Origin of the sequence: Delftia sp. GW456-R20, from assembly GCF_001622915.1 — a bacterium.
GTDB classification, from domain to species: domain Bacteria; phylum Pseudomonadota; class Gammaproteobacteria; order Burkholderiales; family Burkholderiaceae_C; genus Comamonas; species Comamonas acidovorans.
In genome coordinates this window covers 2,028,107-2,049,842 of the sequence record NZ_LWCN01000004.1, presented here as the reverse complement: position 1 = coordinate 2,049,842, position 21,736 = coordinate 2,028,107, and the positions used below count along the sequence as shown (strand labels likewise).

General features: G+C 69.2%; 20 protein-coding genes. 2 read left to right on the top strand and 18 right to left on the bottom strand.

What is annotated here, in order from left to right:
• Positions 1-169: 169 nt before the first annotated feature.
• Both A4F85_RS14435 and A4F85_RS14430 read right to left on the bottom strand, forming a co-directional pair.
• The gene (locus tag A4F85_RS14435; protein ID WP_063326968.1) at positions 170-1,516 is read right to left on the bottom strand and encodes a sigma-54-dependent transcriptional regulator; all 1,347 of its coding nucleotides are present in this window, start codon (positions 1,514-1,516) and stop codon (positions 170-172) included.
• On the bottom strand, positions 1,501-2,844 hold the full coding sequence (locus A4F85_RS14430) for a sensor histidine kinase (protein ID WP_063326967.1): 1,344 nt from the start codon (positions 2,842-2,844) through the stop codon (positions 1,501-1,503). The genes A4F85_RS14435 and A4F85_RS14430 overlap by 16 nt, the downstream gene beginning before the upstream one ends.
• 368 nt (positions 2,845-3,212) lie before the next feature.
• Between A4F85_RS14430 and A4F85_RS14425 the strand changes: the two genes are divergently transcribed.
• Positions 3,213-3,770, top strand: coding sequence for a hypothetical protein (locus A4F85_RS14425; RefSeq protein ID WP_063326966.1), 558 nt, complete (start codon positions 3,213-3,215; stop codon positions 3,768-3,770).
• 15 nt (positions 3,771-3,785) lie between these two features.
• Positions 3,786-5,225 carry an EAL domain-containing protein gene (locus tag A4F85_RS14420; RefSeq protein WP_063327988.1) on the top strand — a complete coding sequence of 480 codons (1,440 nt, stop codon included), beginning with the start codon at positions 3,786-3,788 and terminating at the stop codon, positions 5,223-5,225.
• Positions 5,226-5,300: 75 nt separating this feature from the next.
• On the opposite strand, the gene A4F85_RS14415 is transcribed toward A4F85_RS14420, so the two are convergent.
• The 16 genes from A4F85_RS14415 to A4F85_RS14340 all read right to left on the bottom strand — a co-directional run bounded on the left by A4F85_RS14415 (position 5,301) and on the right by A4F85_RS14340 (position 21,680).
• Entirely contained in the window at positions 5,301-6,575 is a 1,275-nt protein-coding gene (locus A4F85_RS14415) for a glycosyltransferase (protein WP_175403303.1), read from the bottom strand.
• Positions 6,576-6,610: 35 nt separating this feature from the next.
• Positions 6,611-8,005 (bottom strand): sigma 54-interacting transcriptional regulator, encoded by a 1,395-nt coding sequence (locus A4F85_RS14410; protein ID WP_063326965.1) that lies wholly within the window; start codon positions 8,003-8,005, stop codon positions 6,611-6,613.
• Positions 8,006-8,055: 50 nt separating this feature from the next.
• Positions 8,056-10,332, bottom strand: a complete 2,277-nt coding sequence (locus A4F85_RS14405) for a TadG family pilus assembly protein (protein WP_063326964.1) — start codon at positions 10,330-10,332, stop codon at positions 8,056-8,058.
• 16 nt (positions 10,333-10,348) lie between these two features.
• Positions 10,349-10,867 carry a TadE/TadG family type IV pilus assembly protein gene (locus tag A4F85_RS14400; protein ID WP_224986531.1) on the bottom strand — a complete coding sequence of 173 codons (519 nt, stop codon included), beginning with the start codon at positions 10,865-10,867 and terminating at the stop codon, positions 10,349-10,351.
• 125 nt (positions 10,868-10,992) lie between these two features.
• The gene (locus tag A4F85_RS14395; protein ID WP_012203988.1) at positions 10,993-11,508 is read right to left on the bottom strand and encodes a TadE/TadG family type IV pilus assembly protein; all 516 of its coding nucleotides are present in this window, start codon (positions 11,506-11,508) and stop codon (positions 10,993-10,995) included.
• 33 nt (positions 11,509-11,541) lie between these two features.
• Positions 11,542-11,997, bottom strand: a complete 456-nt coding sequence (locus A4F85_RS14390; protein WP_063326963.1) for a DUF3613 domain-containing protein — start codon at positions 11,995-11,997, stop codon at positions 11,542-11,544.
• Between the two features lie 10 nt (positions 11,998-12,007).
• On the bottom strand, positions 12,008-13,039 hold the full coding sequence (locus A4F85_RS14385) for a tetratricopeptide repeat protein (protein WP_063326962.1): 1,032 nt from the start codon (positions 13,037-13,039) through the stop codon (positions 12,008-12,010).
• A 2-nt stretch (positions 13,040-13,041) separates the two neighbouring features.
• Positions 13,042-14,046 (bottom strand): type II secretion system F family protein, encoded by a 1,005-nt coding sequence (locus A4F85_RS14380; RefSeq protein WP_063326961.1) that lies wholly within the window; start codon positions 14,044-14,046, stop codon positions 13,042-13,044.
• 54 nt (positions 14,047-14,100) lie between these two features.
• Positions 14,101-15,063 (bottom strand): type II secretion system F family protein, encoded by a 963-nt coding sequence (locus tag A4F85_RS14375; RefSeq protein WP_013803755.1) that lies wholly within the window; start codon positions 15,061-15,063, stop codon positions 14,101-14,103.
• Complete coding sequence (locus A4F85_RS14370; protein ID WP_012203993.1) at positions 15,060-16,382, bottom strand: CpaF family protein; 1,323 nt, start codon at positions 16,380-16,382, stop codon at positions 15,060-15,062. Before A4F85_RS14370 ends, A4F85_RS14375 begins: the two co-directional genes overlap by 4 nt.
• 7 nt (positions 16,383-16,389) lie before the next feature.
• Positions 16,390-17,895 (bottom strand): AAA family ATPase, encoded by a 1,506-nt coding sequence (locus tag A4F85_RS14365; RefSeq protein WP_063326960.1) that lies wholly within the window; start codon positions 17,893-17,895, stop codon positions 16,390-16,392.
• 4 nt (positions 17,896-17,899) lie between these two features.
• On the bottom strand, positions 17,900-19,399 hold the full coding sequence (locus tag A4F85_RS14360; protein WP_063326959.1) for a type II and III secretion system protein family protein: 1,500 nt from the start codon (positions 19,397-19,399) through the stop codon (positions 17,900-17,902).
• A 25-nt stretch (positions 19,400-19,424) separates the two neighbouring features.
• Positions 19,425-20,471: a Flp pilus assembly protein CpaB gene (cpaB, locus tag A4F85_RS14355; RefSeq protein WP_063326958.1), complete on the bottom strand. Its 1,047-nt coding sequence runs from the start codon at positions 20,469-20,471 to the stop codon at positions 19,425-19,427.
• 192 nt (positions 20,472-20,663) lie between these two features.
• Positions 20,664-21,233 (bottom strand): A24 family peptidase, encoded by a 570-nt coding sequence (locus A4F85_RS14350; protein ID WP_082848206.1) that lies wholly within the window; start codon positions 21,231-21,233, stop codon positions 20,664-20,666.
• 2 nt (positions 21,234-21,235) lie between these two features.
• Positions 21,236-21,412 (bottom strand): Flp family type IVb pilin, encoded by a 177-nt coding sequence (locus A4F85_RS14345; protein WP_013803750.1) that lies wholly within the window; start codon positions 21,410-21,412, stop codon positions 21,236-21,238.
• 91 nt (positions 21,413-21,503) lie between these two features.
• Positions 21,504-21,680, bottom strand: a complete 177-nt coding sequence (locus A4F85_RS14340; RefSeq protein WP_013803749.1) for a Flp family type IVb pilin — start codon at positions 21,678-21,680, stop codon at positions 21,504-21,506.
• Positions 21,681-21,736 lie beyond the last annotated feature (56 nt).

Below are 21,736 nucleotides of genomic sequence, written 5' to 3'. Positions count from 1 at the left end.
GACATGCATCCGTCAATGCAAGTGCCATGCCATCAGGAATCCTCATGAAATCAATAACTTGCAGAGGATGCTGCGGGCCCGGTGTCCGGTGCAGAGACAGCAGGTGTCACCGCATCGGACACATGCGGTGCCGTCCGTGCGTCCGCGCGTCCGTGCGCCCATTGCTGCCTCAGCCCAGCCCGAACTCCGCCAGCTTGCGGTACAGCTGCTGGCGCGACAGTCCCAGGCGGCGCGCGGCCTCGGCACGGTTGCCCGTGGCGGCGGCCAGGGCACGCGTGACCATTTCGCGCTCCAGCTGGGCGACGGCGGCGGCCAGCGGGCCGTTCCAGTCGATGGCGGGCCCGTGCGCCACGGCAGGCTGCAGGCCGATGTGCTCGGCCCCGATGACCGGCCCGGGGCACAGCAGGGCCGCGCGCTCCATGGCGTTGCGCAGCTCGCGCACGTTGCCGGGCCAGTCGTGCGCCAGCAGCAGGCGCGCGGCGTCGGCACCCAGGCGCTTGGGCGAAGCGCCGCCGCCTTGGCGCAGGAAATGCTCGGCCAGCAGCAGCACGTCGCCCAGGCGCTCGCGCAGCGGCGGCAGGTGCACGGGCACGACCTGGAGCCGGTACCAGAGATCCTCGCGAAAGCGCCCCTCCTTGACGGCGGCGGGCAGGTCGCGGTGCGTGGCCGCGATGATGCGCACGTTCACGGGCAGCGCCCGGCTGGCGCCCACGGGCGTGATCTCGCGCTCCTGCAGCGCCCGGAGGATCTTGGCCTGCGTGGGCAGCGGCATGTCGCCCACTTCATCGAGGAACAGCGTGCCGCCCTGCGCCTCGCGAAAGCGCCCGGCGCGGTCGCTGACGGCGCCCGTGAAGGCGCCCTTCACATGGCCGAAGAGTTCGCTTTCCATCAGGTCTGCCGGAATGGCCGCGCAGTTGACGGCCACGAAGGGGCGCTCCGCCCGGGCGCTGTTGCGGTGCAGGGCTCGGGCCACCAGTTCCTTGCCCGTGCCGGTCTCGCCCAGCACCAGCACGGTGGCGTCGCTGTCCGCCGCCAGGCCGATGCGCTTGAAGACCTGCCGCATGGCCTCGCTGCCGCTGACCAGCTCGGCTTCATCGCCATCCTGCTCCGGGTTCTGCACCAGATTCTGCGCCACGTTCTCGGGGCTGCCGGCCTGGCCCGCACTGAGCAAGGCGCGCTCCAGCACCTCGACCAGCGAGGTTCTGGCAATGGGCTTGGTCAGGTGGTCGAAGGCGCCCAGGCGCATGGCCTCGATGGTGTTGCTGCCGCTGGCATAGGCCGTGAGCATGATGCAGGGCGCCCGCGAGAGGCCGCGGGCCTTGCGCAGGAAGGCCAGCCCGTCCTCGCCGGGCATGCGCAGATCGACGATGGCCACATCCACCGAACCGGCCTGCAGCACCTGCAGCCCCGCCGCCACCGTGGGCGCCGCGCTGACCGCGTGGCCCAGGTCGCCCAGCATCTCGGCCAGGCTTTCGCGGAAGGCCGTGTCATCGTCAACGATCAGTATGCGGGCCATGGAAATTCCATTTCTATGCGTGTGCCTTGTGTTGTCTTGCCCAGCGCGATGCGGCCGCCATGGGCCAGCACGATTTCGCGCACCAGCGCCAATCCCAGCCCGGTGCCGCCGGGGCGTGCGGTGGTGAAGGGTTCGAACAGCGTGTCGCGCAGTTCGGGCGCAATGCCCGTGCCGTCATCGGCCACCCACAGTTGCAGCGGGCTGTTGCGGTGGGCGCTCCGGTCAGCGCCCAGTTCCACCCGGCCGCCGGCCGCCGTGTGCGCCAGTGCGTTGAGCAGCAGATTGTCCAGCGCCCTGGCCATCTGCACGGGGTCCAGCAGCGGGCGGCGCCCATCCTGCAGGTCCCGGGCAAGGCCGGCGGACACTGCCGTTGCCAGTTGCACGCCCCTGGCCTGGGCCAGCTCGGCATGTGCCTGCAGCCTTTCGTCCAGCAGTTGCTGCAGGTCCACCGGCTCCGGCTGCACTCGGAAAGGCTGGGTCAAGGCCAGCAGGCTCGATACCAGGTCTTCCAGGCGCGCGGTCTGGGCCAGCACGGCCTCCAGTGCGCCCTGGCTGCGCGCTTCGCGCAGTGGCGCGGGCGCTGCCAGCGCGGTCTCGGCCTTCATGCGCATGGTGCCCAGCGGGTTGCGGATCTCGTGCGCCAGGCCTGCGGACAGCCGACCCAGGGTGGCCAGCCGTTCGGCGCTGAGCAGTTGCTGCTCCATCTGTGCCGACTGCCGCTGCCAGCGCCGGAGCATTCTGCCCAGCCACAGGCCCGAGACCAGGACCATGCCCAGCAGCAGGCTGACGGCAAGGATGAGGGGGTTGACCACGTCGGCGCTGATCAGGGGAACGCGCATCAGTGTCCAGGCCACCAGGGCGGGCGCATCGGCCTGGGCTGGGCAGGCGGCAAAGACCACCGCCTCGCGCAGGCCGGGGCGCAGGTCGGCCACCAGGCCTGCGCTGTCCCGTGCGCGCTGGGCGGTGGAGGCGATGCGCTCCATCTCCGCACTGGGCGCATCGCGCTTGATGCCCGAGCCGTCGTAGGTGGGAAACGCATAGGCCACCACGCCGGGGCCCTCGCGCCAGAAGCCGCCTTCCATGCCGGGGCGCTCGCGCAGCGCCAGGTCCAGCACGGCCTGCGCGGCGGACCGGGCCTGTGCGCTGGGCGTGTCCGCCATCAGCCCCGCCAGCCCCATGCGCGCGGCCCCGGCCTGCAGTGCGCTGCAGCTGACGCCTGCGGCGTCGCGGGCGCGGGAAACCTGCTGGTCGGTGCCCTGCCGGCTCAGCAGCAGCAGCAGCCACGCTAGCACCAGGGCGACGGCCGAGATGGTGAGCCAGAGGATCACCAGATCCCGTTGGATGGACTTTTGCGGGGACAGGGCCGGCTCCTGAAGTGATGCGCTGGAACATACACCGAAAGGGGGGCCGCGCCTGGCAGCCAGGGCCGCGCCGCCCTGCGCGGCCGCTGCAAAAGTAACGCCGTGGCGCGCCGGCGTTACGTGACATCGCCCGTAACGCTGCGGGGTGACATGGCGGCGGCTGTGCGTGGGCGTTCAAATAAATCAATAGGTTACAGATGGCTTTGCGTTGGATGAAGACGTCCAGGCCCATGGCACGCTTGTTGCAACAGGATGCAAAAAGCTTGTCGCAGTGTCTGGAAAACCGGGTGCTGCGCCACGCACCCCATCGATCGCTGTCTTTCGGAGGAGAAACCATGGCCGCTGTCTCGTTGTCGTTTGCAGGCGTGCCCCTGCCGCGACTGCGCGCCCACCCGGACAGGGCGCGCAGCAAGCCGTTGAACGTGCCAGCCTCGTTTGCGTCTGCGGCGGTGCCGCGCGCTTCTGGCTTTGCCTCTGCGCGCGAGGCCGGTGATGGAGGCGCGCATGCACAGATGGCACCGGTGGCAATGCTGACGCGCGTGAGCGAGGGCGTGCGCATCGTGCGGCGCAACGATGTGATCGCGGCCCAGGCCGGCGCCGTGCTGCAGCAGGGCGACCGCGTCATCGTGCCCCAGCAGGGCGGCGCGCAGGCCGTGTTCCAGGAGCAGGACGGGCAGGCGCTGCTGGGCAGCTTCGCGGGTGGCACGGACGCCACGCTGGTGTATTTCAGCCGCAAGGCGGATGCCTGCTCGGTGGTCTTTGACCTGGTGGCCGGCCATGTGGACCTGGCGCTGTCGGCCGTGGATGCCGGCGTGCTCGGCGGCGGGCCGTCCGGCCGGGGGCGCAGGGCGATCGGATTTCACTGCTATTCACAACCCATTGCAGGCCGTTGAATGAAGGAGCACACCATGCACGACGACATCATCGAAGCTCCGCCCGGCGACACCCCCGTGGACCTGGCCATCTGGCTGTCGCCCCTGCAGACCTGGCGCAGCGTCTACGGCAACGGCTTCTGCGACGAGGCCATGCGGGTCTGCGTGGAGCGGCTCACGGGCCTGGGCATCGATGCCGAATCGTTGGAGCGTGCGGGCGACACGGTGCTGGTTCGGGGGTTCGATCCCCGCACGATGGCTGACACGGTGCTGCCCGGCAATCAGGCCCGGCATGGCTGGATGCATGCGCTGGAGTCCGCCCTGGTGCGCGACCCGGTGGTGGACGGCGCGCGCCAGGCCTATCTGCGCGCCGAGGTGCAGGCGCTGGGCTGCGTCTCCCTGACGGGCCTGCACGAGATACGCGGCAAGGGCCACGCCACGGCGGGTGTCCAGGACATGGCGGTGCGCAGGATGCACCCCAGGCTGATCAAGGCCTACCAGGCCGACATGCAGTTGGCGGGCCGCCTGCTGGACGATCTGCGGCTGGGCCACCTGGCGCTGGCATTCCAGCCCGTCACGCTGCTGGAGCCCGCAGGCATGGCAGCCGGAGGCAGTGGGGCCGGCGCGGGCCGCACGCTCTACCACGAGTGCCTGCTGCGCCGCAGCGTGTTCTCTGCCTACGACAACTATGCCGTGCCCCATGCCATCGAGGCGCTGGAGCGCCTGGGCCTGGCCGCGCGGCTGGACCGCAGCGTGCTGTGGTCGGTGATAGGCGCGCTGGAGATGAAGACCGGCCACAGCCTGGGCTGCAATCTGTCGGCCGCCTCGTTCTGCGACGACGCCTGGTGGGACGGCGTGTTCGACTACCTGGAGGACCGGCCCGAGATCGCCCAGCGCCTGGTGCTGGAGATCACCGAGACCGGCGCCTTCCCCTGCGAGAAGGCCGCTCTGGGCTTGGTGCGGCACCTGCAGATTCTGGGCGTGCGCGTGGCGCTGGACGACATCGTGCCCCGGCGCGGCGGCCTGGACATTCTGGGCAAGCTGCGCGCCAACATCGTCAAGATCGACAAGTCCGTGCTGGACCAGAGCCTGCAGGCCCGGCCTTCGGCCCGGATGATGCAGGGCTTGGTCAGCCTGTGCGCCGACCGGGGCGCCTGCGTGATCGTGGAAGGCATCGAGTCCGCCCAGGGTCTGGAGGCCGTGGCGCTGGCGGGGGCCCATGGCGCGCAGGGCTTCTTCATCGCCCGGCCCTCGCTGCATGGCCTGCTGGACCAGGTGGTGCGCGTGGAAGACGTGCTGGAGGTGCTGGAGGCGACCGAGGTGCAGGACGGCGACGAGCTGGACATGGCCCTGAGCTGGAGCGGCATGGAGCGCATGTCTGCTCTTGTGGCGGCCTCCACCGTGTCTGGTGGAGCCGAGGTGTCGGCCGCCGAGACCGGCATGGGCGCGGGATTTTTCCTGCGGGCGCGGGCCTGAGGCCTGGACCTATCCGGCCCTGGGCCGCGCCTGGGTCGCCCCTGGCCCGTGCCTGGCCCGGGCCGGTACGGCACCTCACTCCAGCATCAGCGGGGCGGCCCTGCGCCGCGCCATGGCCAGGCGGAACAGGTCCATGAAGCGCGGGGCCACGTTGGAGATGTGAAAGCGCTTGCCCGTCTCGCGCGCGGCCCGGCCGTAGCGCTGGCGCCGGGCCGGGTCGTCGCGCAGCTGGCGGATGGCGCCGATCCAGGCGTCGTCGCTGTCGGGCAGCAGCAGGCCGTTGACATCGTTTTGCACCAGCTCCGGCACAAAGCCCCAGTTCGATCCGATCACGCAGCCGCCGCGCGCCAGGATCTCCATCAATCCCCAGTTGGCCACGCCGTAGCGCAGCGGGTAGAGGAACAGGTCCACCGAGGCCAGCGTGCGCGCGAACTCGTCATACGGCAGCTTGCCCGGGAACTCCACCACCTGGGCGGCCGGGTGGATCTGCAGAAGATGGTCGCGGAAACTGGCCACCTTGCCCTGGTAGCGGCGCTCCACCCACTGCTGTTCGTAACCGTAGGTCACGGCCGTGGGGTCGCCCAGGGCGATGAAGCGCATCTGCTGGCCATCGCCCTCGCGCACCAGTCGGTCGACCAGGCGCATGAAGGTCTCGAAGCCCTTGGAGCTGGACAGGTCGCGCGATGAGAAGGCCACGGTGAAGCGCGTGTCCTGGCGCGGCGGTGGCTCGGCCTGCTCGTCGGGCGCCTGGATGTCGAAGCCCTCGAACTGCACGGCCACGCGCTCCTGCAGCAGCGGCGGGAACAGCGAGCGCGCATGGGCGCTGGGCGTGATGGTCAGGTCGCTGCACAGCACCTGGTGGTAGTGCAGCATTTCCATGTTGCGGTCGGCCAGGCGCTGGGACAGGTCGGGCGGGTAGTCGGGCTCGTTGCCGTGCACGCGGTAGCTGGGGAATTCGATGTAGCTGACGATGGCGGCATCGATCTCGCCGTACAGCAGGTTGGGCGCGGCCCACAGCGAGTGGGCGACCACCACGTCGATGCGCTTGCCCTTTTCCTTCTCGAAGGCCTGCAGACCCTGCAGCAGGCCGCGGCCTATGCGTGCCGAGCGCTCCACCTTGCTGGAGTAGTAGTAGCTTTGCGGGCCGACGATGTCGCCATCGGGCCGGAACGACAGCAGGTGGTCGCACTGGCTGGCGTAGTTCTCGGCATGGCCGGGCATGGTCATGAACCAGCTGTCGGCCGCGCCGCTGGCGCGAAGGTGGCTGCACAGCAGGCTGTACTGGCTGGGGTAGACGGCGCTGACGAAGATGATGACCGGCTTGTCCTGCATGTTCGTGGAGGTCTCCATGGCGTGGGGGGAAGGGGATGTGTCGGAGGGCGTGCTCAGCCCGGCACGGGCACTTCGGGCTCGCCGTCGCTGATCTGGTACTTGCGCATCTTTTCCCAGAGCACCTTGCGGCTGATGCCCAGGTGCTGGGCCGTGTTCTGGCGCTTCCAGTCGTTGGTGTTGAGCGCCGCGATGATGCGGTTGCGCTCGTCCATGTCCCAGTTGCTGCGGTCGGCCAGCAGGGGCTCGGCGGCGCCCGCTTCCGGCGGGAAGGTGGTGGCCGACAGGGCCTGGGCATGCTGCAGGATGCGCTGCGTGGCGCCGTCGGCGTTCCAGTCGCGCGTCTGGCGGGCAGCCACGCCGATGCGCTCGGCCAGGTTGCGCAGCTCGCGCACATTGCCGGGGAAGTACATCTGGGCCACGGCGTCGAGGATGAAGAAGGGCGCCTCGCCCAGCTCCTTCATCGTGGCCTCGCCCACCACCTTGCGCAGGATGGCGTGGAAGATGGCCAGCTTGTCGGCCTCGCCGCGCTCCTCCAGGCTGGGGATCTGCAGCTCGATCACGGCCAGGCGGAAGAACAGGTCGGCCCGAAAGCGCCCCTCGCGCACCAGCCCGCGCAGCGGCTTGTTGGTGGCCGCCACCAGCCGGAAGTCCAGCCGCACGGCGGCGGCCGAGCCCAGCCGCGTGATGGCGCGCTCTTCCAGCACGCGCAGCAGCTTGACCTGCTGGTACAGCGGCAGGTCGGCAATCTCGTCCAGGAACAGCGTGCCGCCGTTGGCCTGCTCCAGATAGCCCTTGTGGGCATTCACCGCGCCCGTGAACGAGCCCTTTGCGTGGCCGAAGAACAGGGACTCGAACAGCCCGTCCGGGATGGCGCCGCAGTTGACCACCACGAAGGGGCCCTGGCCGTAGCGGTTGTTGCGCTCGTGCAGCCGCTCGGCAATGCGCTCCTTGCCCACGCCGGTCTCGCCGATGATGAGCACGCTGTGCTCGCAGTCGGCAAAGGTGTCCACGTCGCGCAGCAGGCGCTGCATGCAGTCGGCCACGGCGATGATGTCCTCCGAGCGCTGCACCTGGCGCTGGTTGCTCTGCATGCGCCGCAGGATGCGCACCAGCATGGCGCGCAGCTCGGCCCCCGTGAAGTCGAAGGGCAGCACATGCGAGTACTCCATGGCATAGGTGCCGGCGTTGGCGTCGCGCTGCTTGGCGCTGACCCACAGCACGGGCATGCCGAAGGTGCCCTCCACGCCCTGGCGCGTGAAGCGCGCGCCCTCCAGCACCGAGACGCTGACCACGGCAATCGCATTGCCCAGCTCGCTGGTGTCGGCGGGCAGGGTCAGCCCGTCGGCGCGCACCACGTCCACGCCCAGGTTGAGCACGCAGCGCTCCACCCGCTCGGCGATATCGGCCTGGCCTTCCCAGACATAGATGACGAGCTCGTCCAGATTCACGTTGCATTCCCTCGTTGTCGATTCATGGATTGGATGGCCTTGCCTGCCGTTCAGAAAACCAGTTGCGCCGTGTCGCAGCCGATGGACAGGGCCTTGATGTCGGTGCGGCCCACCTCCAGCCCCAGCGTGTCCTTGAGCACGCTGGTCAGCAGCGTGCCCACGCCGTTGAGGATGGGCTTGAGCACGGTGGTGACCAGCGGCTTGAGCAGAGTGCACAGGGCGCCGGTGCAGGTGAGGTTGTTGTCGCGGTTGAGCAGGGACTGGATCTCGGGGCTGTTGGGGTTGATCGCGTACAGGTACTGCGGGTGCGAGGTCAGCAGCTTGGTCACGTTGTTCTTGACGCAGCCATTCCAGTTGAGCAGCGAGCTGAGCAGGCCCGCGCAGCTCTGGTAGCCGTTGTCGTAGGTGGAGATGCCAAGCACATCCAGCAGGCCGCCGGGCACGCTGGTGTAGGAGTTGAGGGCGGCCGAGAACGTGCCGCTGTTCCAGGTGGAGGACGGGCAGGCCACCAGCAGGCAGGACTTGGCGATGGCGTTGTTGAACGTGAAGTTGGACGTGAGCAGGGGCGGCATGTAGTCCTTGTCGCCGGCCACGCCGCGCCCGCTGAGCAGCAGGTTGGTGAGGCTGGTCACGTTGTAGAGCCCGTTCACCATGGAGGCGTCCAGGTAGGAGCCCAGCAGGCGCGTGGTGATGTCGGTGGGCGTGCTGTTCGGTGGCTGCAACAGGCCGCTGAGCAGGTTGAGCAGTCCCGTGACGATGTTGTTGACCGTGTCGCCCAGCGCCAGCTGGTTCACCTGCGTGGAGCGGTTGGTCTTGGACCAGTTGGGGTCGGCCGGGTCTTCGTAGCCCGGCTCCATGCCCAGGCCCGTGGTGGAGTCCGTGTACTCCAGCGCCGGCACCCACAGCTTGCCGTTCAGCACGGGCAGGTGCAGCAGGGTGATGAGCTGCTCATTTTGCAGGCCCTTCTCGCAGCTTTGCTTGTTGGCCGGGTCCATCTTGCCCACGCAGGCGTTGAGGATGGAGGACTTGACCGACAGGTCCATGGTCTGCGGGCTGGCGCTGCACTGCAGTGCGGTCAGCGTGCCGGTGGCGTTGGTGATGTCCACGGCAATGGGCAGCTTGACCTGGGTGCCCAGGATGTCCTTGACCAGCCATTTGAGTGCGCCGCCCAGCAGCTGGTCGGTGTCCACGTTCAGGTTCAGGCGGATCTGCGCGCTGTAGCCCTGCGTGCCGACGGGGCCCACGGCAATGGTGGGCGGCTGCACGATGGTCAGCTGGCCCTTGATGAGCCCGGCCACATCCAGCTGGTTGGCCTGCAGCGCGTGGCCGTTGGCACCGATGGCAATGGCCGTCTTCAGCAGGTCGCCAATGCCCAGCTGCACGTCCATGGCCGCGTTCAGCGGATCGGTGCGGCCGGCGCCCAGGAAGGCGAACAGGCCCTTCTGGTCATCCAGGCTGCCCAGCGGGATCTTGATGGTGCTCAGGCCCGCGTTGATGATCTGGGTCTTGAGCGCATTGAGCTGCACGGCCAGCGCGTTGTCGGTGATGGCGCTGATGGAGGCGTCGATCACGTTCAGCAGGGTGACGCTGGCGATGTTGGCCAGGCCCTCGGGCGACAGCGCGCGCAGCTGCTCTATGCCCAGGTTCACGCCCAGGGCCTTGAGCAGGCCGGCCGGGCTGATCTTGGCATCGGCCAGGCCCTTGGAGTCCAGCAAGGTCAGCATGCCCACGTCCAGCCCCACCAGTCCCAGCAGCCCGCCCAGCGGCGTGTCCTTGTTGAAGCGCAGCAGCTGCGAGCCCACCTGGAAGGACGCCACCGAGTCGTTGCGCATGGCAATGGCCTCGGCCACCACGGCACGGCTCCAGGGACCGGGGAAGATGGTGGGCGAGGTGCCGCCCACCGTCACGCGCGCCGCGTTGAGCGGCCCGGAGCTGGCGTCGAAGAAGCGGCCGCCACTGGACTGCCTGGCTGGGTCCGCCGGGTTCCAGTTGCCGCAGCTGACCACGGTCTGGGTGCTGTTGCGGGTCAGTGGAACCGGCCAGTTGGCCGTGATGCTGTCCTCGCCCGCCGTCACGCAGGCAGCGCGGTTGCTGCGCTCGGCATTGATGGCCTGGGCCGCCTGGGTGGCCGCCAGATCGGCAATGCGCTGCAGGTCGCGCTTGGCGTAGTACATGTAGCCCAGGTCCACGACGCCGAGCAACAGGAACAGCACCGAGCCCAGCAGGGCGAACTGCACGAGCAGGCTGCCGCCTTGCCGGCGCCCTTGTCGGCGCCCTTGCCGGCGCGTTCGGGGGCGGTGTGCGGATGCGGGGAGGTGGGTGAGCATGCTCTGGTCCTCCTGTCTAGCTGCCGGGCGCAAGCCTGATCAGGCTGCGGGACTCCAGGCGCGTGGGTTCGCCCAAGGTCTGGCTGCCCACCTGCAGGCCCTGGCCCAGCACGGGGGGAAGCATGTACACCACGCTCAGCGTGGCCTGGGAAGTTCCCCAGTTGATCTGTATCTGGGTGGGCGCCGTGCCCGCTGGAATGCCGCTGGCCGCCAGGCTCTGGTTCACCACATCGCTGGTGGCCTGCAGGATGTTGGCGCGTTCGGCCGGCTTGGCCGGGTTGTAGCCCGCCATCCCGCCAAAGGCCAGATGCTGGACCATGCGCGCACCATCGCCTGTGGCACGCGCCAGCGACTGCTGTGCCTGCAGCACGCGCCAGTACACGAACATGCCCATCAGCAGCATCACCATCACCCCGGCGATCAGCGCGAACTCCACCGCCGCCACGCCACGCTGCCGCCTGCGCAGCCCTGCCGCGAAGGTATCGCCGGTGTCCTGCATGAACTCGGCCGATGCAGCAGGGCGTGCCCCACGCACGGCATGCCCCAACCCAGGGACACCGAGGAAGGGCCGCCCCGCAGCGAGGGTGTCGCCGGTGGCCCGTATGCCCCCCTCCCGCGAAGCGAGAGAGGGGGAAGGCGCGAAGCGCCTCAGGGGGAGCTTCATAGCCCCCCCCTATCCACCATGATGTTGGCGCTGGCCGTCAACGTGGTGGGCATGACCAGGCCGAAGCCCGGCAGGGCGGGCGCTATCGGGCTGGTTCCATAAGGGATGGTGAAGCCCACGCGCACCATGCAGCGTTCGGCAACCAGCACGCCGCAGGTCAGCGTGGCTGAGCACAGTTCGCTGTTCTGCAGCCTGCAGATGCGCACGTCGATGCTGCCAGCCGTGGGCCTCAGGTCGGCGGGCAGCCAGTCGAGCCGCTGCTGCACCAGGCTGCGGGCCGCGTCCAGGCGGGCGCTGCGGCTGGTCTGGTAGCGCAGCGTGGCCCGCGCGGCGTCTTCGGCGGCGGCCTGCATGGATTCGCGCACCAGGAACGCCAGCCCGTAGCTGATGCAGGCATACAGCAGGGCAAAGAACACCGGGAAGATGATGGCCCACTCCAGCGCATACACCCCCCGCTGCCGCAGGCTGGCAGATCGGTGGGGGCGGTGAGCGCGGGGTTGGCGCCGGGTCATGGTCGTTCCTGCAAGCCGTGGCCGGGGCCGGCCTCAGTTCTTGCCGCCGGCTTCGACGCCTGTCTTGTACAGGGCGGGGATTTCCGTCTCGAAGCTCTTGAGGTAGCGCGCATAGCTGCGCCGCGCCTGCTCGCCCGCGATGGGGCGTGCACGCTGGCCCGGCTGGCTGTGCTGCATTTCCAGCAGCCGCAGGGTGCCCCCGCCGATGTCGATCTCGCGCCGGGGCAGGTACATCACGGTTCCATCGGGGTTGGTGTAGAGCGTGTAGCCGACCAGGATGGAGTCGGTGGAGGGCTCGGCGAACACATGGGGCCGTGCATCCACCTGCTCGGGCGGGCTCTGCACTTCGCCAAAGGCCTGGGCATGCAGCGCGGCCGCGGGAAGCAGGGCCAGGCCGGCGGCCAGCAGCCAGGGGGCCAGCAGCCAGGGGGCCAGAGCGTTGGCGACTGCAGTGCGGCGCGGCGGGTCCATGCGGTGTGTGTCTGGCATGTCGTGCTCCTCAAAGTGGCGAGGCCGGTGCTGCGCCTGCGGCGCCGGGCGGCTCGGAAAGAAGAATGCGCCGGGTGATGCCGGCCGGCAGGGTCTCGGGCAGGGCCTCGGTGGCGCGTGCTTCGGGGCGGGTGCCCAGGGTCGGCACAGGGGGTAGTGCAGGGGGCAGCACAGAAGGCAGCACAGGGGCGCTGGACACAGCGGCACCGGCACTGGCACCGACCTCTGCGGGCAGGCTGTCGCCGCGCAGGCGCACGGCATCGCGCACGCTGGTCAGCTGTGCCTGCAGGGTCTGCAGCGAGGTCTGGTCGATCATGGGCAGGGCGCCCTTGGCCTGGGGCTGGGCCAGCTGGCGCAGCAACTGCGACGCCTGGGCCTGGTTGCCGCTGGCCAGCCAGAACAGCGCCATGTTCAACTGCACCCGCGCGTTGGCCGGGGCGAGTTGCGAGGCCTGCATGATGGGCATCTGCGCGGCGGCCAGCCGGCCGTCGAGCATGTGGGCGTAGGCCAGGTCACTGAGCACGTTGGCGTCGATGGGGTTGAGCTGGCGCGCCTTGTCCAGCTGCTCCACGGCCTGGCCATACTGGCCCTGGCTTGCGTACAGCAGGCCCAGGCCGCGCCGCGCCCGCGCCGTGGTGGCGCCCTGCAGCAGCGCCAGGTAGGCCTGCCGGGCCTGCTCGACCTGGCCGGTGTTGCGCAGCGCGTCGGCCCGCATCAGGCGCGACTCCGGGTTCACGCCGTACTGCTGCTCGAAGGCTTCGGTGTGCGCCAGCGAGGCATACCACTGGCCCGCCTGCTGCATCTGCGTGATCAGGTCCAGATAGGTCTGGGCGTTGTCCACCTGGGTGGCCTGCTGGGCGTTCTGCAATTGCTGCTGGGCCTGGGCGGCGGTTTCCTGCTGCGCGGAAGGGGCGCCGTAGCCCTGCGGCCCCTTGCTGGCGCAGCCGGCCAGGGCCAAGGCCAGGGTCGCCAGGGCTGCCAGGGTTGCAAGGGGTGCCGGCGCTGGCGTCCGCCCTGCGCGGGTGTTTTCCTGGTGTCGCATGCCTAGCGTCCTCCCATGGTGGTCAATGCCCTGATCACGGCCAGGAAGCCGGGGCCCGCCGTGATGACGAGCAGGGCGGGCAGCAGCGTGAGGACCATGACGCCCGTCATCTTGACGGTGATGGAACCTATCTTTTCCTTGAAGCTGGCCTGGCGCTTTTCGCGCAGCCGGATGCTGAATTCCCGCAGCGGCTCCTGCACGGCGCCGCCATGCTTGTCCACCTGCACCAGCAGGTTGACGATGGCGCTCATGTCGTCGTCGGCGCTCATGTTGACCATGCGCTGGAAGGATTGCTCGCGCGTGCGCCCGGTGTTGTAGAGCTGGTTGGCCAGGGCCAGTTCTCCGCTGATGACGCGCAGCACGCTCTTGAATTCCGAGGCCAGGATCTGCAGGCTCTGGTCCACGCTCAGGCCCACGCCCTGCAGCAGCCGCAGCAGATCGACGAACAGCGGCAGTTCCTCGACCACCTGCTCGCGCCGGCCCTTGGCCCGCGAGCGCAGAAACCATTTGGGAAGCATGAGCCCCAGGCTCACCCCGAGAAAGCCGTAGATCAGCGCCGCGTTTTCGCCGGGGCGCAGCACACCCAGCGCCAGCAGGGGCAGGACGACGCACAGCACCATGCGGCTGGCCACATAGGCCATGCTGCCGTTGCGCGTGCCCACGCCGGCCTGGTCCAGCAGCTTGCGGTCCTCATCGGCCAACAAGGCCTTGGCCACGCCCCATTGCAGCCAGGCCGGGGGCGGGAGGTTGGCGGCCACCGCCTGTGGCGAATCGGAGGAGCGCACGTTGATGGACAGCGGGTTGAGCAGCTGCGCGTCGTTGGCCTGCATGGCGCTCTTCGTGGCGGCCTTCGGGGTCGATGCGGTATCGCGCGCCTGCAATATCCTGGCGACCTGGCTGGAGGCGCGGGCCGAGCGCCACAGCTTCCACACCAGGGCGCAGGCCCACAGCACCAGTCCCAGCGCGCCCAGGCTGATGCTGGCGATCCACAGTTGCTGCGTGGTCATGCGTGGCTCCTTGCGCAGACGGATGGGTAGGCCTGTGACTGTGCTGTCATGGGTTCACCTCAGCTTGGCCAGCCGGTAGAGAAGAAAGGCGCCCAGGGCCTCCAGGGCGGCGGCGACCAGGACCATGGTCTGGCCGCTGTCGTCGTTCCACATGCGCATGAAGTAGCCGCGGTTGATCACCATGATCAGCGCCCCCACCACCAGGGGCAGCAGGGCCAGCACCCAGGCCGACATGCGGATCTCGGAGGACAGCGCATGCAGCTCGCGCTCGGCGGACTGGCGGTCGCGGATGTAGGCCGAGACACGCTCCAGCACCAGGTCGGCGCGGCCGCCATAGCGCACGCTCATGCGGAACACGGCGGCCAGCAGGCCGAATTCGGGCAGGCGCCAGTTGCGCTCCAGCTGGCCCATGGCCTGCCCCAGGTCGGGCGATGCGCTGAGCATGGCCGCCGCCTGCTGCAGCGCGTCGCCCAGCGGATCGGGGACATTGTTCAGCGCCATCTGGAAGGCCGCATGGGGCGAGTTGCCGATGGAGATCAGGCGGACCATGTTGTCCAGGAAGCCGGGCAGTTGCTGCAGCAGTCTTTCGCGGCGCTTGGCCTGCCGCCGCCAGATGCCGAAGGCCAGCACCACGGCATACAACACGGCCACCACCAGCCCCGCGGCAGCACCTGCCTGGCTGGTTGCCAGCAAGGCCAGCACCAGGCCGGTGATGGCGAACAGGGCCAGGGTGTTGGACGAGATTCCCCAGGACTGGACGCCCAGCCGCTGGGCCAGCCACTGCACGGCAGCGGGTGAGGGCGCGGGCTGCGCCGCGGGGGCGCGGAAGGCGGGCTCGGCCATGGGCGGCGAGGGCGAGATCACCTCCCGGTGGCCGTCCACGCTGCGCTTCATGTGCAGGTTGATCGACTGCTCATGCTCCTTGCGGCGCCCGCGCATGATCACCCACAGCGCCAGGGCCAGCAGCAGGCAGGCCAGCGCGCCGAGGATGAGGACGGCGGGTGCCAGGCCTGTCATCGCACGCCTCCGTGGCCGGTCTGCTGCTGCATGCGCCACCAGCTCAGCAGCTTGGGCGAGTGCGGCGAGATGCCCAGCGACACCCACTGGTCGATCTCCTGCCCGTCAGGGCCCACCTGGGGCTCGTAGCGGTACAGCTCCTGCATGGAGATCATGTTGTCCGTCATGCCCGTGACCTCGGTCAGCGACAGCAGGCGGCGGCGGCCGTTGGACAGGCGGCCGATCTGCACGATGAAGTCCACGGCATTGGCGATCTGGCGGCGCAGGCTGACCTCGCTGCCCTGAAAGCCCGCGAAGCCGGCCAGCATTTCGGCGCGGTACAGGCATTCGCGCGGCGAGCTGGCGTGGATGGTGCCCATGGAGCCGTCGTGGCCGGTGTTCATGGCCTGCAGTAGCTCCAGCACCTCGCCGCCGCGCACTTCGCCGACGATGATGCGGTCGGGCCGCATGCGCAGGCTGTTGCGCAGCAGGTCGCGGATGCTGACGTGGCCCGAGCCGTCAAAGCCGCCGGGGCGGCTTTCCAGCCGTACCACGTGGTTGTGGTTGAGGGCCAGCTCGGCCGTGTCCTCGATGGAGACGATGCGCTCGCTGCCCGGGATGAAGCTGGCCAGCGCATTGAGCAGGGATGTCTTGCCCGAGCTGGTGCCGCCGCTGACCAGGATGTTGCAGCGCGCCTGCACGGCCATCTCCAGGATGCGGCAGATGTCCTGGTTGAAGGTGCCCAGCTGCACCAGTTCGGGCGGTGTCAGCGGGTCCTTGCGGAACTTGCGGATGGACACCGAGGGACCGTCGATGGACAGCGGCTCGATGATGACGTTGATGCGCCCGCCATCGGGCAGGCGGGCATCGACCATGGGGCTGGACTCGTCCAGGCGCCGGCCCAGCGGCGCCAGGATGCGGCGCACGATGCGCAGCACATGCTCGTCGTCCTTGAAGTGCAGCGTCTCGCGCTGCAGCACGCCGCCGCGCGAGACGTAGATGTTGCCGTGGCCGTTGATGAGGATGTCCTCGACCAGCGGGTCTTCCAGCAGCGGCTGCAGCGGCCCCAGTCCCGTGAGCTCGCGCGTGAGGGCGCGCGCCACCTGCAGAGCCTCCTGCTCGTTGACGGGCACGGAGTGCAGGCGGATGAAGCTGTCCAGCTCCATCAGCACGAACTGCGCGATGGCGGCCTGCGACCAACGGCCGAACTCGGCACCCAGCTCCTCGATGCGGCTGAGCAGGTGCTCGTGCGTGCGGTTCTTCAGGTCGAGGAACAGCGCGCTTCGCTCGAACTCGCTGGCCTGGGCGTCGGCCAGATGGGAATAAGCCGTGGTCGTCATGGTGCGTTCAGCTTCTTGTTCGGTGGAAGAAACGGTTCAGGCCCCGGGCGGGCGCGGCCTGATCGCCCGCATGGGCCTGGTGGTGGGTGGTGATCAGCAAGGTGGCGAGCTTGTCCACGGCCTGCACATAGGGCTCGCGCTGCAGCCGGCTGGGCAGCAGCTGGCCCTGGTTGACGGCCTGGACCAGTTCGCGCCGGCGCTCGGGAATGGTGGCCAGCAGCGGCAGCTGCAGTTGCCTGGCGATCTGCGGGGCCTCCAGCTCCAGCTGGCTGTCGTGCCGGCTGACGATGAGCTGCACGCGCTCGCGATCGACCTTTTGCTCGTCGAGCTGGCGCAGCAGCTCGGTGGTGGAGACCACGCTGGCCACGCTCTGGTCGCAGACCATCCAGATCTGGCTGGCGCGCAGCGCCACGCGCATGGCCAGCTGCGTGGGCACGACGGCCCCCAGGTCGGCCACGATGTGGCGGAAGTACTGGCGCAGGCGCAGCAGCAGCGCGTCGGCATCGGCATAGGAGACGTCGCGCAGGCGGGCGGGCTGGCGCGGCAGCGTGAGCAGGCGCAGGCCGCTTTCGTGGCGGGCCAGTCCCGTCGATGCCAGGCGCCGGTCGAAGCGGCGCAGGTTGTTGACGGCCTCGATGAAGTCGAAGTCGCCCAGCGTGCCCAGGTACAGCCCGCAGTCGCCGCTGGGAAAGCCCAGGTCGATGAGCAGGCCGTCCAGCGTCTCGTTGCTGATCTCGCGGGGCGTGGCGTCCTTGCCCGGCACGGCCGTCGTGCCATGCAGGCGCTTTTGCAGGTACCAGGCCAGGTGCGATGCCATGAGGCTGCTGCCCAGGCCGGCGCGGGCCGACATGATGGCGGTCAGCGGCGCGTTGGGCATGCCCGAGGCCGACGGGGGCACGCGCTTGATCAGATCGATCACCGTCTGGTGCGCGGCCTGCACGGGGCCGTCCACGTCGAGGAAGTCCTGCACCCCGGCGCGCAGCGCGGCCAGCATGCACTGCGGGTACTTGGTGCGGCCCACGGCCAGGCAGGGCAGGTGGGGGTGGGAGATGTGCAGTTGGGAGGCCAGGTGGGCCGCCTCGTCGGTGGACAGCGGGTCGAAATGCACGAGCACGGCATGCGGCATGTAGCGCTGCACCTGCTCGGTGACGTTGTCCTGGAACCGCGCCACATGCAGCCGTGCGCCGTCCAGCATGTGCTGCAGCCAGGCCTGGGCCAGCGAGCTTTCGGGGGTGCCTGCGTGGATGAAGAGCAGCTCCACCTGCAGGTCGTTGTCGAGCGGCTGAGGCGTCGGGCGGGGCGCGGCGGGCGCGGGCATCCTGTCCAGTGGTGACTTGTCCTGTGCGAGCGGTGACTTGTCCTGCGCAAGCGCATCGGTGCCGGGCTGCGGCTTGCCGGCCAGCGAGGCCGAGGAACGCAGCCCCAGCAGGGTCTCCAGCGAGGTGGGTGAGCCGATGGCCGGCGAGCCTGTGGCGTCCACAGGCGAATCGGTTGCGGTGGGCTTGCTTGTCATGTCGTCAGTACGAGAAGCCGGGTACGGCGGTCTGGGTGCTCATTCCGCCGGCGAGGTAGGGCAGCCAGACCTTGCCGGCGTTGCGCTGCTCGGATTGCGCACCGGGCAGCAGGGCTTCGAGATTGGTGCTGGCGGGAAGCGGGTGGACCAGGCGCGGGGTGACGATGATCACCAGCTCGGACTCTTCCTGCGTGTAGTTGAGGTTCTTGAAGAAGGTGCCCAGGATGGGCAGATCGCCCAGCACCGGCACCTTGCTCACGTTGGAGGTGGTGGCACGGCTGACCAGCCCGCCGATGACGAAGCTCTCGCCATCGGCCAGCTCCACCGAGGTGTCGGCGCGGCGCGTGCGGATGGCGGGCACGGTGACGCCGCTGATGGTCACGCCGCTGTTGAAGTCCAGGTCGCTGGCCTCGGGCGAGACCTTCAGGGCGATGCGATCGTCCGACAGGATGGTGGGCGTCAGCTGCAGCTTGATGCCGAATTCCTTGTACTGGATGGCGATGTTGCCGTCGCGCGCGGGCACCGGGATCGGCAGCTCGCCGCCGGCCAGGAAGCTGGCGTTCTGGCCGGTCTGGGCCAGCAGGGTAGGCCGGGCCAGCACGCGCGCCATGCCATTGCCTTCGAGGATGCTCAGCTGCGTGACGATGCCGGCGCCGCTGAAGGCCTTGCCGAAGGTCATCACCAGGCTCATGGCGCTGGCAATGGCCGACGAGGTGTTGTTGGACACGCCGCCCGAGCCCGTGCCTCCCGTGCCGCCCGAGCCGGTATTGCCCGTTCCCGTCCCTGTCCCCGTGCCGTTGGTATTGGTGCTGATGCTGCCCACCACGCCGGGGCTGAAGCTGCCGAAGCTGAAGCCCTGGTTGTTGCGCCCGCCGCTGTAGATGTTGACGCCGATGCGCTTCATCGCGGATTTCTTGAACTCCACCACCTGCACGTCCACCTGGACGGTGTTGCTCTTGACGTCGATCTGCGAGTTGTCCACCAGCAGCGTCTGGGCGGGCGCGTACTGGCGCAGTTCGGCCACGGCCTGGGCATGTTCTGGCACCGAGGTCAGGCGCTTTTCCAGCAGCAGGTGCTGGCCGCGGACCTGGACCTCCCAGCGCTGGGGTGCGCCACCTTTCTGGGGCCACACCACCAACGTGGTGCTGCCCTGGGCCTTGGGCGTGAGCAGCAGCTCGGTGCCGCCGGAGCCGGAGCCGGCACTGGCGCCGGAGCCCGGCGTGGCGCGCAGCAGTTTCACGTCCAGCACATTGGGGTCTCCCACGGCGATGCGGCCCGGAATACTGGCCAGCGGCATCAGGTGCTGGCGTCCGGCCACCAGCTGCAGGGAGTCGCCAGAGGGCATGTCCCCGGCGCCGGGGGCGTGCATGCCCTGGACGGCAGCGGTGTCCGCAGGCGCCGACACCGCTGGCGGCAATGCCAGCAAGGCCATGCTGCCGCACAGTGTCCAGACCGCGCGCTGCAGCGGTGTTGCTCCGGCCGTTGAGATGTTCTTGCACTTCATGGCATCTCCCTCTTGTTGTGTGTTTTCAGTAGTTCACCATCTGCACCGCGGCTCCGTTGTGCAGCTCCACGGTGCGTTCGCGCGGGGCCCGCTGCGGCGGCGGCCGCACGGCGGGTGCGAAGGCCGTCATGGGCTGGGCGGCAGGCTTGCGGATGTTCCTGGCGTCGGCGCCGGTGGCCAGGTCCTGCATGCGCAGGCCGGCGAAGGCGCGGTCGGCACCCTCCAATGCCTGGTCTTTCCGGAGGCGGCCCGCCACCGGCTGCAGTGCGCTGGGCAGGGCGGCGAAGAGCTTGGGATCGGGCACGGACAGGTCGTCCGGGTTGCGCAGCGCCAGGGTGAGCTGGCCGAATTTCTCGGCCAGCGTGAGGCGCTCCACATCGTCCAGCGGCACGGCCAGCACGGCCGATTGCACGTTCTCAGGGCGCTGGCCGGTCTGATCCGCAGCGCTTGCGCGGCGCAGCGACGAGCCTGCCGATTCCTTGTCCTGCTGCGCCTGGCGCTGGACGGCCGGCATGGGTGGGCGTTCCACGCTGCCGGAGCCGTAGGCCAGCACGCGGCTGCGCGCCAGCAGCAGCCGGGTCTGCGCGTCCACGGGGGCCTGGTCGGACTTGCCGTCCAGCGTGAAGTAGACATCCACGAAGTCGCCGGGGCGCACATGGTGGCCCGCGGCCATCTGCTCCCGGATGGCGATCGCCAGGGCGCGCTGTCCCGGCTCCAGCTGCAGTGCCAGGCCGCTGAGCAGTTGCTGCTCGAACAGCGGGGTGCCGGGGGTGAGCGCCATCAGCGTGGTGCGGCCCAGCACGTCGTCGGTCGCGGCAAAGCTGCCGGGTACGGGGGCGGGCAGCTGGGCCAGCTTCACATCCTCGCTGCCGATGCGCTGGCCTGCGGCAATGGCCTGGGCCACGACTACGACGGCATGCTGCGGCACGGGCTCGGGGGCCGGCTGCGCCGAGGCGGCCGGCGAGGGCTGGGCCACGGGGCGTGCGGGCTGGCTGCCCAGCAGCCAGGCAAGGCCTGCGAGCACGATGGCCAGCCCAACCAGCAGTCCGGCAAGAATCTTGGTGAGGTTCATGGCTGGGGCTCCTGGTGCAAGTGGGTGGCGACGGTGTTCAGGCATGGGGGCTGCCCTGGCGCTTTCCTGCCATGGCGCAGAGGGTCCGCCAGGGCAGGAAAGCGTCCGGATAGCGCACGGCGGCGGCTTGCGGCGGGGCCGGGCCGTGTGGTGCGTGGCGAGGTGAAAGCGATCTGCATGGGCATCTCCCGTTCAGGCAAGCGGCTGGCTGTGGCGCCAGGCCAGGGCGATGGCCGCAATGGCCATGTAGCCGGCATAGGGAATGGAGCGCTGGGGCTGGCGCGGTCCATTGGTGGCGCCTGCGGGCTGAGACGCAGCGCCCAGCGGTGCCAGGCGGGCCGCCCAGGCCAGGGGCAGCCGGGCCTGCAGCCACAGGCCGGTGGGGCTGTGGCTCAGGTGGCGCAATGACAGCACCAGAAGGCCGTGCAGGCCGGCCAGCAGGTTGCCGCCGGTCCAGATCAGCAGCAGGTCGAAGCTCAGCCCGAACCACAGCCCTGCGACCGCGCCGAACTTGACGTCGCCCGCTCCCATCCAGCGCAGTGCATAGAAAGGAAGCAGCACGACAAACCCCGCCAGCAGTCCGGCCAGCGCGTTCCAGGCCGAGACCTGGAACGGCTGCGCCCCACTGGCCAGCGCCGCCGCGCCTGTGGCCAGGCCGAGCAGCACCATCCAGTTGCGCACGCGCCGAATGCGCAGATCCATGACCGCAATCGTTGCGAGCCATGTGATGCAGACGCACAGCCATAGCGAGGCCCACTCCATCTTCAGGGGGCAAGTCCGTTGAGCTTGGTGGCAAGCCGGCTGAACAGTCCGTTCAGATCGGTACCCAGCGCGGTGGCGCCCACGACGATGCCCACGGCAATCAGGCCGGCGATCAGCCCGTATTCGATGGCGGTGGCGCCTTCCTCGTCTTTCCAGAAGTTCTTGATCATTTCGGTCATGGCATGGTCCTTTCGGTTTGCAAAATGCCTTGGCGCCGGGGGCGGAGGCAAGCCCCGCCCGAGCCCGGCCAGATCGCGCCGGAGCCGGCGCTCAGGGAACGAAGCCGGTGAGCTTGGTGGCGATCCGGGTGAACAGCCCATTCAGATTGGTGCCGAGCGCGGTGGCGCCCACCACGATCCCCACGGCGATGAGGCCGGCGATCAAGCCGTACTCGATGGCGGTGGCGCCTTCTTCGTCTTTCCAGAAGTTCTTGATGATGTCGGTCATGGCATCGTCCTTTCGGTTGCAAAAGCCCATCGTTGTCGATGGCGGCGGCTGGCGAT